Here is a 12,283-nt window from a genome sequence, read left to right on the forward strand (position 1 = left end):
CCCGCTGGAACAGTTCCCACAACTCGTCCGGCACCATGCGCTCAACCATCACCACACAGTGCAGACTACCCAGCACGCCAAATGAGACGGCGTCTTAGGAGTTCGTTCTCCACCCGGTCGGGCTATGGCCCGCCTCGTGTACCGGTGCCGCACGCGGCTGCTGGCTGTCGCCGCCGTCCGCTGTCGTTGATGTCACTCGTGGATGTCAGAACGGCGCAACCACGTGCAAGCATGTCGCCGTGATCACCATTGACGTCAGCGAGGTGACCGACGAGCGCGCCCTGCACCTGCTTCTGATGCGGGAGCTGGGCTTCCCGGGCTTCTACGGCATGAACTGGGATGCCTTCTGGGACGCAATCACCGGCTTGGTCAGCATCCCAGACCATGTGCGCTTCCTCGGCTGGGACCAGCTCACGGCCGGCGTTCCGCGCGGGGCCACCATGCTTCAGCGGGCGCTCGACAACTACCGAGCCGCGTACCGCCCGGAGTTCGTCGCTGATTATGCCTAGCGATGAGCAATCTCCGGGCTTGGGCATGGTGGTATCAGTGTCGCAGATCCAATCGGGTGACCTGCGGCTGTCGCCCTGGACGACTGTCGCTACTGGTCGTCACAGGTCGTCGCTGATCACCCTCGGACGTCCCACAGACGGCCCGGCCGACGAAGTCAGGCTCTTAAACCGCTCACAAACAAATCACCTCGCCCACCCTCTGACCTGCGGCTCAGCGTGTAAGGACGCTCGGTGCTCGGTCGGCGGATGCTGCTGAGGCGACTGCTGGTCGCTGCGGTGGTTGTGACCCCTGCCTCAAGGGCACACGGCCAGTGACGTGGAGGTATCGAGATGAGTGCCGCAGAAAGAGCCAAGGCAAAGGCCGAACAGGTCGTCGGAAAGACCGTGCGGAAGGCAGCCCACGCGGTGCACAAGGAAACCCTTGCCGCAAAAGGCGCCGCTCTCGAAGCGCGGGGCAGGGTGCGGGGCGCGAAAGAGCGGACCAAGGGCTCCTTCAAGGGCTAACAAGGTCATGACATCGGTGCACCGTTTACAACGCGATGCCCATCCAGCGAGCCGCAGTACCAGGGGCCGTATCCGTGTCCAGGCTAGCCAGCGGGGCGCCGCCCATGGTTTGGGGACGGCGCCTCGTGTTGGCCACAGGATTTGAAATCTGGCCTCATCCTTATCAGGTCGATCACGGGGGTCTGTCAACGTCGACCAATGGCCCCTGTGCCTCGGTCGATCGTCCACTGAGGTCCGGCGTCGATCGCGGTTGTTCGTGCTTGTTGGTGTCAGCCGCTGGTGTCAGCCGCCGCACGCGGTCTTGACAAGGGCTGTCTCATTCGGCACGGAGCACCAGTTTGGAAGATCGCGTATCGGGCTTGAGCTGGCGAGTCGCTGACGTGCGGGTTCTCGGGGTGCTCTCCGGTGTTCCCCGTTGCTCCCCGCCGGTCGCTGCTCGGTCGGGCACGCAAAGGGCACGTGTGCCCCTCTGTCGCACTCTCGATGGGCAGGCGGCCTACCTGTGCGGACGACGCTACTGAGCGCTCATGGGGGCTGTGAGCGGTTCGCGCCGCCTGCGTAGTCTCGTTCTGTCCACAAGAGAGCAGGGGCGGGGGCGTTCACTCGATGGCGAAGCCGGTACGTGCAGCACTGGGGGACGTCTGGCTCAAGTGCCAGGTCTGCCAGGGGGACGTGTTCCGAGAGCGGGGTGTCTTGCTCAACAGCGCAGGGATGGAGTTCATGAAGTTGGCGTGGGCTGACGAGACAGCTACGGGCCTGATCTGCTGGAGGTGCGGTTACGTGCACCTCTTCGTCAACAAGGACATCAAGCTCTACCGGGCTGATAAGTGACGAATATGCACCCTTTCGTGGCAGTTCGTGCAGCTTCCGTCCTCACCTCCACCCACCACTCACCTCAGCTCTCATCCCGTCTGCCGTCGGCCCACACACCGTGGAGCGGGCGTGGTTCATGGCGTCCAGGTGGAGCGCGCCACTGTACGAACGACCTGGACGCCCTGGGCCGCATCTGCTCGGCTCTGCCTGGGTCGATGGCAGGCGGGATGGGAGCACCCCGCGCACGCCACTGACGCGCCGGCACTCGCGAACGGCGCCCCCGCCATCTCGGAGCCTGAGCGCCCCCGCCGGAGGCTCGTTCTGACCGTGGCCGCGTTCTACGGTGATCGACTCATGACCCGGCTCTCGTCACGTGGGCGCGCGTCGGCGCAGCGCGGGCGGAGCGGGCCGAAGGCAGGAGCGGCGCCCGCGGCGGAGCCGGGAGCGCGCCCGGCGGAGCGGAGCGCAGCCGGCTTGACCAGTAGAGAAAGTTGTAACTCAGTCTGAGGCGAGGGACTGTTGGGCTTCCGCCCGGATGCGGATGCCGGTCTCTGGCTCGGCCCGAAGCTGGTGATCGGTAGTGCGGAACTCGTCCAAGAACTCGAAGAACATCTCCATGACGGGCCTGCCGAGTCGCTCCGCTTCGCGCTCGAGCTCCGTTGGCCAGCCGAGGGCGGAGTGGCGGCCCAGGCGCTGCCACAGCCACTCGGAGAAGCGGCCCTGCGTGCCGGGGTTCCAGAAGTCGAAGGGCTCCGCGATGTCGTGGATGCCCAAAGCGACCCGGTAGCCGATGAGCATGGAGTTCAGATGCTGCAGGGAACTGCGGTGAATCCACATACCTGGTCGGAGTCGGACTTCCTCCAGGAAGTCGTACACATCGGCAAGTTCTCCAAGCTGCCTGAGCTCGCGCCTTGTCCCGTCCGTCTCCTTCATGCAAGCACCCTAATCAGGCACGCCCGATGTTGAGGACCCTGCGCGGGGCCTGAAGGCGTATGCACAGGGCGGGAGGTGGACGTCTTGTCGATGAGCTAGCGGCAGGAAGACCACCGGTCGGATCGTCCATGTGATGCGGGTGCTGGCCTGGGTGACTTTCACCGTGCAGGCCTCGGCTCGCAGGATCCGTCAGGCGCTCAAGGACGTCGACGGGATCAACGCCGACGAGTGGACGCCCCGGGAGCTCCGGCACAGCTTCGTGTCGTTGCTCTCCGACCGGGGTGTCCCGCTGGAGGAGATCTCCCGGCTTGTCGGCCATTCGGGTACGGCCGTGACCGAGGAGGTCTATCGGAAGCAGATCCGGCCCGTGATCCAGACTGGCGCGGTGGTCATGGACGGGATCTTCGGCGCCGATCCACAGCGGTCGTAGACACTCGGGAAGCGATAGTCACGCAGATAGACACGCAGCCCAAAACAGATCAACCACCTACTCACGTGAGTAGGTGGTTGATCTGCTGTTTCGGCTGTCGGGGTGGCGGGATTTGAACCCACGACCTCTTCGTCCCGAACGAAGCGCGCTGCCAAGCTGCGCTACACCCCGGCGTCGCTGCTGTGCTGCTTTCGCGGCGACGTCGTTTACTTTAGCCCACTGGTGGCTGGAGACGAAATCCGGTTTAGGGGCGGCGGCCGACCGGGTTCGGGCGGGTGTGGTCCAGGGCTACCAGGAGGACTGCCAGGGCGTAGAAGGCGAGGCCCAGGAGGAGGGCGTTGGCGAGGGTGGCGCGGTAGCTGTGCTGCTCGGCGTCCAGGAAGGGGTAGAGATAGCGGCCCGGCGTGCCGGGGAGGACCAGCTCCGCCCGGACGAGGGTGAAGGTCAGGTAGGCCAGGGGGTACAGCATCCACGCCGGCGTCTGGCGGAGGTGGAGGCGGGCCGGGGGTGTGAGGACGAGCCAGTCCACGAGTGCTGCCGCGGGGGCCGCCGTGTAGAGGAGCTGCAGGGCCAGCCACTGGCCGTGCCAGGCCACCGGAAGGTGTGTCGAGCCCGTCATCGAGAACGGCGGGGTCGTGTGGCCCAGGAGCAGGTGGTAGACCAAGGACGAGATCGCGGCGTAGAGGAGTGCCGCGCCGGTCAGGGCCGAGGGCAGGGGGCGGGCCGCCTGCCAGGCTCGGCGGGCCGAGACGAGGCTGACCAGGGCGAGGAGCACCGCCGCCTGGACTCCGAAGTAGCTCAGGATCCGGTCCGGGCTGCCCAGCAGCAGCTCCAGGGCCACGCCCGCCGACGCCAGCACGGCCGTCAGGAGGCGGAACACCGCGGTCAGGGGGCGGCGGACGGGGGCGACCACTGCCGTCGCCGGAACGTATCCGGGCATCAGTACGGGCGTGCCCGGGACCGCGGGGAGATCGGGGATGTCCCGGGGTATCGGAGGAGTCGTCATGCCCCCAAATTAGGGAGAAAGGGGCATATTCGGCATGCTGGTCTACGCCGGGTGGGTTATTCCCTCCATCGGTCCCCTGCGGGGGCCGGGCGCCCAGGGGCGCCCGGGTCGCACTTCCGGCTGAGTCCCCTCGGTTACTCCCGCCCCACCAGCGTCAGCAGCGTCGCCTCCGGCGGGCAGGCGAAGCGGACCGGGGTGTAGCGGTTCGTGCCGCAGCCCGCGGAGACGTGGAGGTAGGACGTGCGGCCCTCGGCGGTGTGCGTGGACAGGCCCTTCACGCGGTCCGCGTCCAGGTCGCAGTTGGTGACCAGGGCGCCGTAGAAGGGGACGCAGAGCTGGCCGCCGTGGGTGTGGCCGGCCAGGACCAGGGGGTAGTTGTCCGCCGTGAAGGAGTCCAGGACGCGCAGGTACGGGGCGTGCACGACGCCCATCGAGAAGTCCGCCGTGGCGGACGGGCCGCCCGCCACCTGCGGATAGCGGTCGCGCTTGATGTGCGGGTCGTCCAGTCCCGTCAGCTCCACCGAGACGCCCTCGATCTTCAGGGTGCCCCTCGTGTTCGTGAGGTTCAGCCAGCCCGCACCGTCGAAGCCGTCCCGCAGGTCCTCCCAGTCGATGTGGATCGCCCCGACGACCGGCGGGTTGCCGTTCAGGCCGTGCTTGCCGCTCACCTTCTCCAGCAGGTAGCGGGCGGGGTTGCGGGGCTTGGGACCGTAGTAGTCGTTGGAGCCGAAGACGTACGCGCCGGGGAACTCCATCAACGGGCCCAGCGCGTCCAGTACCTCCGGGATGGCTTCCGGGTCGGACAGGTTGTCGCCCGTGTTGATCACGAAGTCCGGGCGCAGGCCCGCCAGCGACTGCAGCCAGCGCTGCTTCTTGCGCTGGCCGCTCACCATGTGGATGTCGGAGACCTGGAGCACGCGCAGCGGGCGCATCCCCGGCGGGAGGACCGGGACCGTCACCCGGCGCAGGCGGAAGGAACGGACCTCGTAGCCGGCCGCGTACAACACACCCGCGGCGCCGAACGCCGCGACTCCCAGGGGTACTCCGTAACGAGCGCGCATACGACCATCGTGTCAGACCGAGCGAGCGCTCAGAGACCGGGCGGTACGTGAAGCGGGTAAATCGGCGGGCGTCGGGCGTGCGGCACCTGCGACAATCGGTGCCATGACCACCACGCTCAAGTCGAAGCTGCAGGACGACCTCAACGCCGCGATCAAGGGACGGGACGAGCTCCGCTCGGCCACGCTCCGGATGACGCTCGCCGCGATCACCAACGAAGAGGTCGCGGGCAAGGAGAAGCGTGAGCTCTCCGACGACGAGGTGCTCAAGGTGATCGCCAAGGAGGCGAAGAAGCGCCGGGAGGCGGCCGAGGCCTTCACTCAGGGCGGCCGTGCCGAGAGTGCCGAGCGGGAGAAGGCGGAGGGCGAGGTCCTCGCCGGTTACCTGCCGAAGCAGCTCAGCGACGACGAGCTGGAGGGGATCGTCGCCCAGGCCGTCGAGGAGGCGAAGGCGGCGGGCGCCGAGGGGCCGCGGGCCATGGGCGCCGTGATGAAGATCGTGAACCCGAAGGTGGCCGGCCTGGCCGAGGGCGGCCGGGTCGCCGCCGCGGTGAAGAGGCGGCTCCAGGGCTGAGCGGGCGGCTGGCGGTACGACGCGGGGCCGCACCTCTTCCGAGAGGTGCGGCCCCGCCGTCGTACCGGGTCGGAGCTGAGGATCAGCCCCGGTTCCCGCCGTTCCCGTTGCGGCCCCCGTTCGTGTTCCCCTGGATGAAGCCGTCGGGGAGGGAGAAGGTCGGGGTCGGGGTGGTGCCGCCGTCCGTCGTGCCGCCGTCGTTGGCGCCGCCGATGAGACCGCCGATCAGGCCGCCGGTGTCGGCGCCCCCGTTGCCGTTCCCGTTGCCTTTGCCCTTGTCGTGGTCGTTCTCGTCCGGGATGTCCACGAGGTTGAAGGACTCGTCCGACTTGCCCTCCAGGGCGCCCGTCATGGCGTCCTTCCAGATCGGGCCCGGGGTGTCGGCGCCGAAGACCTCGGAGTGGTAGACGCCGCCGATGGTGATGTTGGTCATCTCGATGTTCTGCTTGGCGCTGCCGACCCAGACCGCGCCCGCGAGGTTGGGCGTGTAGCCGACGAACCAGGCGTTCTTGCGGGAGTCCGTGGTACCCGTCTTGCCCGCGCTCTCCCGGTCGTCCAGGCCGGCCTGCTGGCCGGTACCGGAGTCGATCACACCGCGCAGCAGGGTGTTGATCGTGTCCGCGGTCTTCTCGCTCATCGCCCGCGAGCAGGTCGACTTCGGGACCGGGATCGACTTCTGCTCGTTGCCGACCTTCTGGGTGATCGACTCGATGGCGACCGGCGTGCAGTACATGCCGCGGTCGGCGAAGGTGGCGTACGCGCTCGCCATGGTCAGCGGGGAGAGGCCGATCGCGCCGAGGGCGATGGACGGGGTCTGCGGAAGCTTCGAGCCGTCGCCCTGGTGGACATGGAGCGAGTCGGTCATCTTGACCACCGGGCACAGACCGATGTCGGAGATCAGCTGGACGAAGTAGGTGTTGATGGACTTCGCCATCGCCTTCTTCATCTGGTACGGCCCGACCTCGGACTCGTTCTCGTTCTGTACCTGCTCGCCGTCCGTGTTGACCCACTGCTTGCCGTCGCACTGCTGCACGGGGCTCGGGTAGTTCATCTTGTACGGCGACGAGTACTCCTGTGTCGCCGGCGTGCCGCCCTCGATGGCGGCCGCGGCCACGAACGGCTTGAACGTCGAACCCGTCGGGAAGCCGTAGTTGGAGCCGCCGTAGTCCCGGTCGACCGAGAAGTTGTACTCGGTCTCGTTCTTGTTGTAGCCGTACGGCTTCGACTGCCCCATCGCCAGGATCTTGCCGGTGCCGGGCTCCACGAGGGTGGCGGCGGCCGCGACCGAGTCGGACTTGTAGACGTGGTCCTTGATCGAGGTCTGCACCGAGTCCTGGGCCTGCGGGTCCAGCGTCGTACGGATGGTCAGGCCGCCCTGGTTCCAGAGCTTGGCGCGCGCCTCGCGGGTCTTGCCGAAGGTCGGGTCGGTCAGGAAGACGTTCTCGACGTACTTGCAGAAGAATCCGGCGCCCTTGACGGCGGTGATGCACCCGTTCTTCGGCTGGGTGACGTGCAGCCCGAGCGGGGCCTCCTTGGCCTTGTCGGCCTCCGCCTGGGAGATGTCGCCGAGCTGGGCCATGCGCTCCAGCACCACGTTGCGCCGCTTGGTGGCCTCGGCCTCGTCGTTGACCGGGTCGTAGCGGCTCGGCGACTGCACGATGCCTGCGAGCAGGGCCGACTGCTGGAGGTTGAGGTCCTTGGCGTGCGTGGAGAAGTAGCGCTGGGAGGCGGCCTCGACGCCGTAGGCCTGCTCGCCGAAGAAGGTGATGTTCAGGTAGTTCTCGAGGATCTTCTTCTTGCCGAGCTTCTCCTCCAGCTGGATCGCGTACTTCAGCTCCTTGACCTTGCGGCCGAGGGTCTGCTGGGTGGCCTCGGCGACCTTGGTCGGGTCGTCGCCGGCCTCCTCGATGAAGTAGTTCTTCACCAGCTGCTGGGTGAGCGTGGACGCGCCCTGGGCGACCCCGCCGCTCTGTGCGTTCTTGTTCAGCGCGCGCAGCACGCCCTTCAGGTCGATGGCGCCGTGCTGGTAGTAGCGCGAGTCCTCGATCGCGACGATCGCCTTCTGCATGTAGGGCGAGATGTCCTTGAGGTCCACCACCGTGCGGTCACGGGAGTAGACCTGGGCGATCTGGTTGCCCTTGCTGTCCAGGATCCTGGTGCGCTGGCTGAGCTGCGGGCTCTTCAGGTTGGCCGGGATCTCGTCGAAGCCCTGTACCGAACCCTTGGCCGCGAGACCCAGGGCCCCGGCCGCGGGCAGCGCGATGCCCGCCATCACGGCTCCCGCGAGCACACTGACACCGAGGAACTTGGCGGCCTGCTGCGTGGTCGACAGACCACCGCCCGAGCGCTTCTTTGGCATGGGGGCAGCCTAATCCGTAGGGATGAGCATTCCGGGAGAGCGGGCTGCTCTCGGGATGTTCAAGTGCCGGATCGTGACATACAGGACCAGGTCCCGCGGAGCCGGCGTGACTCGGCGCACGGCACGACGACATGAACGGTCTACCTTGCCATTCGCCGGACACGCGTACAGGCCTTGGCCTAAGCTGCTCTCAACTGTCACAGCAGTGCGGCCACGTATCAATACGTCCGGCGACCCCGAATCGTTCCGGAACCTGCCCACTTTTTTTCGGGTGATGTGTTGATGGTGTGTCCGAATCCGCCTCGTGTGTCACTCGGCGTCCGTTGTGGCGCGCCACGGCTGTCCCGGTTTGCCGCGATCATCACGCATGTCGTCAGCTCACTCCCGCGGGTGATCTGCCGCTTACCCATAGTCCGTTCGGGCCATTCAAGATTGGGCCCGAAGGGGGTGTTGCGCTGTGCCCACCTTCCGTAACGTCCTCAACTGGCGGCGGTGAATATGCCGCTGCCGCCGTGGGGGAGCCTCGATTCGGGAGAGGACGGCGCCGGTATGGGCTGGGTAACCGACTGGAGTGCGCAGGCTGCCTGCCGCACTACCGATCCGGATGAACTGTTCGTTCAAGGAGCAGCGCAGAACAGGGCCAAGGCGGTGTGCACCGGATGTCCGGTACGCACGGAATGCCTGGCCGACGCGCTGGACAATCGCGTCGAGTTCGGCGTGTGGGGAGGCATGACGGAGCGGGAGCGTCGCGCACTGCTGCGCAGGCGGCCCACCGTGACCTCCTGGCGCAGGCTCCTGGAGACAGCGCGCTCGGAGTACGAGCGGGGGACCGGAATCGTCCCCCTCGACAGCGACGAGGTGTACGAGAACTACGCGGCCGTGAGCTAGACCGGACAGGTCTACGGCAGCTCCGGCCGGCCGGCCGCGAGCCGGTCACCGATGTCCCGCAGCCCCGTGAGGTCGTGCACATCGCCGGGCAACGCGGCCACTTCCACCACGGCCACCTCGGGGTGGCGTGCGGTGAAGCGGTCACGTGTGCGCTGCTCGCGGGAGAGCAGCTGCATGCGCTCGGCGTGCAGCCTCAGCAGGCTTGCGGTGAGCTGGTCGACGGTGCGGTCCGGGCTTTCTGACGAGGGGGATTCGTCAGTGGTGTCCGCGGGCCCTGACGAGGGGGATCCGTCGGGCCGGGACTCGGACGGCACGGGCGCGGGTGATTCAGAACTGCCGTACGTGTCGGGAGAGTTACGAAGTCCAGCTTTCCCGCCCCCCTGATCCACAATGCGGGGCTCCTCAAGATTTTCCGCGGCGGCGAGCGCACGCTCGGCCGACAGCCGGTCGGCGCCGCTGCCGTGGACCCGGTTGAGGACCAGACCGACCAGCGGCATGTCCTCCGCGGCCAGCCGCTCCACGAAGTACGCGGCCTCGCGCAGCGCGTCCCGCTCCGGAGCCGCCACCACCAGGAACGCCGTACCGGGCGCCTGAAGCAGCTTGTACGTCGCGTCCGCGCGCGTGCGGAACCCACCGAACGTCGTGTCCATCGCCGCCACGAACGTCTGTACGTCCTTCAGCAACTGCCCGCCGAGCAGCTTGCCGAGCGTGCCGGTCATCATCGACATGCCGACGTTCAGGAAGGCCATGCCCGCGCGGCCGCCGAGTTTCGCGGGGGCCGTCAGCAGGCGGATCAGCCGGCCGTCCAGGAAGGAGCCGAGCCGCTTCGGCGCGTCCAGGAAGTCCAGGGCGGAGCGGGAGGGCGGGGTGTCGACCACGATCAGGTCCCACTCGTCCCGGGCCCGCAGCTGGCCCAGCTTCTCCATCGCCATGTACTCCTGCGTGCCCGCGAAGCCCGCCGAGAGCGACTGGTAGAAGGGGTTGGCCAGGATGGCGGCCGCCCGCTCGGCGTCCGCGTGCGCCTCCACGACCTCGTCGAAGGTGCGCTTCATGTCGAGCATCATGGCGTGCAGTTCGCCGGGGCCCTCGGTGCCCTTCACCTTCCGCGGCACGTTGTCCAGCGAGTCGATGCCCATGGACTGGGCGAGCCGCCTGGCCGGGTCGATGGTCAGCACCACGACCTTGCGGCCGCGTTCGGCCGCGCGCAGGCCCAGGGCCGCCGCGGTGGTGGTCTTCCCGACGCCGCCCGATCCGCAGCACACCACGATCCGGGTGTCCGGGTCGTCGAGCAGCGGATCGACGTCGAGCGCGGGGGCGTGGGCCAGCCGGCGTGCGCCGTCCTGCGCCGGTTCCTTGGCAGGGTCCTTGGCAGGGTCCTTGGCCGGGTCCGGATCCGGAGTCATGACATCCCCTGTTCCCGCAGCTCGGTGGCGAGTTCGTACAGGCCCGCGAGGTCCATCCCCTCGGCGAGCAGCGGCAGTTCGTGCCGCTCCAGGTCCAGCTCGGCGAGGACCGCGCGCTGCTCGTGCTCCAGCGCGTACCGCTCGGCGTACTCGGCCGCCTGCGCCAGCAGCGGGTCCACCAGCTGCTCGGCCTTCCCGCCGCGCCGTGCCCCGCCGAGCCCGGCCGCCGACAGCGTCTGCGCCACGGCGGTGCGCGGCACCCTCCGTACGAGTTCCAGGTCGGCGGCGTCCAACACCTCCGGCCGGACCATGTTCACGATGACCCGGCCCACCGGCAGCCGCGCGGCACGCAGTTCGGCGATGCCGTCGGCGGTCTCCTGGACCGGCATCTCCTCCAGCAGGGTGACCAGGTGCACGGCCGTCTCCTTGGACTTCAGCACCCGCATCACGGCCTGCGCCTGATTGTGTATCGGGCCGATCTTGGCGAGCCCGGCCACCTCGTCGTTGACGTTCAGGAAGCGGGTGATGCGGCCGGTCGGCGGGGCGTCCATGACGACGTAGTCGTAGATGAACCGCCCGGCCTTGTCCTTCCTGCGCACCGCCTCGCACGCCTTGCCGGTCAGGAGCACGTCCCTGAGGCCGGGCGCGACGGTGGTGGCGAAGTCGATCGCGCCGAGCTTCTTCAGCGCCCGGCCCGCCCCGCCGAGCTTGTAGAACATCTGGAGGTAGTCCAGAAGGGCCAGTTCGGGATCGATGGCGAGCGCGTAGACCTCACCGCCTCCCGGCGCGACGGCGATCTTCCGCTCTTCGTAGGGCAACGCCTCCGTCTCGAAGAGCTGGGCGATGCCCTGCCGACCCTCGACCTCCACGAGAAGCGTCCGCTTCCCCTCGGTCGCGAGGGCCAGCGCGAGTGCGGCGGCGACCGTCGTCTTTCCGGTCCCGCCCTTGCCGCTGACGACCTGGAGCCTGCTCACATCTTCGAGACTAACCAGTCGGCCGGACACTCACGCGGGAGGCTGTGGATAACCGTGCGTGCGGTGGGCCACGTGTCCCGTCCGTCACAGCGGATACAGTCGGCCACATGACCAAGTGGGAATACGCAACCGTGCCGCTGCTCGTCCATGCCACGAAGCAGATTCTGGACACCTGGGGCGAGGACGGCTGGGAGCTCGTCCAGGTGGTGCCCGGGCCCAACCCCGAGCAGCTCGTGGCCTACCTGAAGCGGGAGAAGCCCTGATGAGCGCCGTCGAGGCCAAGCTGGCCGAACTCGGTCTCACGCTGCCGGCGGTCGTCCCGCCGCTCGCCGCCTACCAGCCGGCCGTGCGGTCCGGTGCGTACGTCTACACCTCCGGCCAGCTGCCGATGGTGGACGGCAAGCTTCCGGTCACCGGCAAGGTCGGCGCCGAGGTCACCGCCGAGGAGGCCAAGGAGCTGGCCCGCATCTGCGCGCTGAACGCCCTGGCCGCCGTGAAGTCCGTCGCCGGCGACCTGGACCGGATCGCGCGCGTGGTGAAGGTCGTCGGCTTCGTCGCCTCCGCGGCCGACTTCACCGGGCAGCCGGGCGTGATCAACGGCGCCAGCGAACTGCTCGGCGAGGTCCTCGGCGACAAGGGCGTGCACGCGCGCAGCGCGGTGGGCGTCGCGGTGCTGCCGCTGGACGCGCCGGTCGAGGTCGAGGTCCAGGTCGAGCTGCAGCCGTAGCCACGGCCACGGCCACGGCCAAAGTCACGGTCAAAGCCACGGCCGTAGCCGTAGCCGTGGCGCCGTGGCCCGCCGAAGCCCCCTCGAACATTCGCTCCCTACGGG

At 68.1% G+C, this 12,283-nt stretch carries 12 protein-coding genes, 1 tRNA gene and 1 pseudogene; 7 read left to right on the forward strand and 7 right to left on the reverse strand.

The window, feature by feature from the left end; all coding sequences use genetic code 11:
* The first annotated feature begins 239 nt into the window (after positions 1 to 239).
* On the forward strand, positions 240 to 509 hold the full coding sequence (locus ACFY0P_RS42420) for a barstar family protein (protein ID WP_388926391.1): 270 nt from the start codon (positions 240 to 242) through the stop codon (positions 507 to 509).
* Positions 510 to 839: 330 nt separating this feature from the next.
* On the forward strand, positions 840 to 1,013 hold the full coding sequence (locus ACFY0P_RS42425) for a hypothetical protein (RefSeq protein WP_382718003.1): 174 nt from the start codon (positions 840 to 842) through the stop codon (positions 1,011 to 1,013).
* A 1,311-nt stretch (positions 1,014 to 2,324) separates the two neighbouring features.
* Here the strand turns inward: ACFY0P_RS42425 and ACFY0P_RS42430 are convergent.
* Positions 2,325 to 2,759, reverse strand: a complete 435-nt coding sequence (locus ACFY0P_RS42430) for a hypothetical protein (protein WP_388926394.1) — start codon at positions 2,757 to 2,759, stop codon at positions 2,325 to 2,327.
* Between the two features lie 178 nt (positions 2,760 to 2,937).
* On the opposite strand from ACFY0P_RS42430, the pseudogene ACFY0P_RS42435 reads away from it, so the two are divergent.
* Positions 2,938 to 3,189 (forward strand): annotated as a pseudogene (locus ACFY0P_RS42435) (tyrosine-type recombinase/integrase); the annotation flags it as partial.
* Between the two features lie 97 nt (positions 3,190 to 3,286).
* On the opposite strand, the gene ACFY0P_RS42440 reads toward ACFY0P_RS42435, so the two are convergent.
* From ACFY0P_RS42440 to ACFY0P_RS42450, 3 genes are all read right to left on the reverse strand, one after another.
* Positions 3,287 to 3,360, reverse strand: a tRNA-Pro gene (locus tag ACFY0P_RS42440).
* A 73-nt stretch (positions 3,361 to 3,433) separates the two neighbouring features.
* Complete coding sequence (locus tag ACFY0P_RS42445; protein WP_388926396.1) at positions 3,434 to 4,195, reverse strand: Pr6Pr family membrane protein; 762 nt, start codon at positions 4,193 to 4,195, stop codon at positions 3,434 to 3,436.
* 134 nt (positions 4,196 to 4,329) lie between these two features.
* On the reverse strand, positions 4,330 to 5,256 hold the full coding sequence (locus ACFY0P_RS42450) for a metallophosphoesterase (RefSeq protein WP_388926399.1): 927 nt from the start codon (positions 5,254 to 5,256) through the stop codon (positions 4,330 to 4,332).
* 103 nt (positions 5,257 to 5,359) lie between these two features.
* Here ACFY0P_RS42450 and ACFY0P_RS42455 point away from each other — a divergent pair, with 103 nt between their 5' ends.
* Complete coding sequence (locus ACFY0P_RS42455) at positions 5,360 to 5,827, forward strand: GatB/YqeY domain-containing protein (RefSeq protein WP_388926402.1); 468 nt, start codon at positions 5,360 to 5,362, stop codon at positions 5,825 to 5,827.
* A gap of 82 nt (positions 5,828 to 5,909) precedes the next feature.
* On the opposite strand, the gene ACFY0P_RS42460 is transcribed toward ACFY0P_RS42455, so the two are convergent.
* Positions 5,910 to 8,186, reverse strand: coding sequence for a transglycosylase domain-containing protein (locus ACFY0P_RS42460; protein ID WP_388926405.1), 2,277 nt, complete (start codon positions 8,184 to 8,186; stop codon positions 5,910 to 5,912).
* A gap of 549 nt (positions 8,187 to 8,735) precedes the next feature.
* Between ACFY0P_RS42460 and wblA the strand changes: the two genes are divergently transcribed.
* Positions 8,736 to 9,074, forward strand: a complete 339-nt coding sequence (gene wblA, locus ACFY0P_RS42465; RefSeq protein WP_132856581.1) for a transcriptional regulator WblA — start codon at positions 8,736 to 8,738, stop codon at positions 9,072 to 9,074.
* A gap of 11 nt (positions 9,075 to 9,085) precedes the next feature.
* Here wblA and ACFY0P_RS42470 read toward each other — a convergent pair whose 3' ends face one another.
* Complete coding sequence (locus ACFY0P_RS42470) at positions 9,086 to 10,477, reverse strand: ArsA family ATPase (RefSeq protein WP_388926408.1); 1,392 nt, start codon at positions 10,475 to 10,477, stop codon at positions 9,086 to 9,088.
* Positions 10,474 to 11,451, reverse strand: coding sequence for an ArsA family ATPase (locus tag ACFY0P_RS42475; RefSeq protein WP_388926411.1), 978 nt, complete (start codon positions 11,449 to 11,451; stop codon positions 10,474 to 10,476). The genes ACFY0P_RS42470 and ACFY0P_RS42475 overlap by 4 nt, the downstream gene beginning before the upstream one ends.
* Before the next feature lie 107 nt (positions 11,452 to 11,558).
* On the opposite strand from ACFY0P_RS42475, the gene ACFY0P_RS42480 reads away from it, so the two are divergent.
* Entirely contained in the window at positions 11,559 to 11,714 is a 156-nt protein-coding gene (locus tag ACFY0P_RS42480) for a DUF4177 domain-containing protein (protein ID WP_181806301.1), read from the forward strand.
* Entirely contained in the window at positions 11,714 to 12,178 is a 465-nt protein-coding gene (locus tag ACFY0P_RS42485) for a RidA family protein (RefSeq protein WP_388926414.1), read from the forward strand. The genes ACFY0P_RS42480 and ACFY0P_RS42485 overlap by 1 nt, the downstream gene beginning before the upstream one ends.
* The last annotated feature ends 105 nt before the right edge of the window (positions 12,179 to 12,283 follow it).

This window comes from Streptomyces sp. NPDC001714 (assembly GCF_042892755.1).
In the GTDB taxonomy this organism is placed as follows: domain Bacteria; phylum Actinomycetota; class Actinomycetes; order Streptomycetales; family Streptomycetaceae; genus Streptomyces.

Coding starts and splice junctions, on each gene's coding strand:
- ACFY0P_RS42460 (WP_388926405.1), bottom strand. CDS start 8,186: ATGCCAAAGAAGCGCTCGGGCGGTGGTCTGTCGACCACGCAGCAGGCC.
- ACFY0P_RS42445 (WP_388926396.1), bottom strand. CDS start 4,195: ATGACGACTCCTCCGATACCCCGGGACATCCCCGATCTCCCCGCGGTC.
- ACFY0P_RS42480 (WP_181806301.1), top strand. CDS start 11,559: ATGACCAAGTGGGAATACGCAACCGTGCCGCTGCTCGTCCATGCCACG.
- wblA (WP_132856581.1), top strand. CDS start 8,736: ATGGGCTGGGTAACCGACTGGAGTGCGCAGGCTGCCTGCCGCACTACC.
- ACFY0P_RS42450 (WP_388926399.1), bottom strand. CDS start 5,256: ATGCGCGCTCGTTACGGAGTACCCCTGGGAGTCGCGGCGTTCGGCGCC.
- ACFY0P_RS42470 (WP_388926408.1), bottom strand. CDS start 10,477: ATGACTCCGGATCCGGACCCGGCCAAGGACCCTGCCAAGGACCCTGCC.
- ACFY0P_RS42425 (WP_382718003.1), top strand. CDS start 840: ATGAGTGCCGCAGAAAGAGCCAAGGCAAAGGCCGAACAGGTCGTCGGA.
- ACFY0P_RS42430 (WP_388926394.1), bottom strand. CDS start 2,759: ATGAAGGAGACGGACGGGACAAGGCGCGAGCTCAGGCAGCTTGGAGAA.
- ACFY0P_RS42455 (WP_388926402.1), top strand. CDS start 5,360: ATGACCACCACGCTCAAGTCGAAGCTGCAGGACGACCTCAACGCCGCG.
- ACFY0P_RS42485 (WP_388926414.1), top strand. CDS start 11,714: ATGAGCGCCGTCGAGGCCAAGCTGGCCGAACTCGGTCTCACGCTGCCG.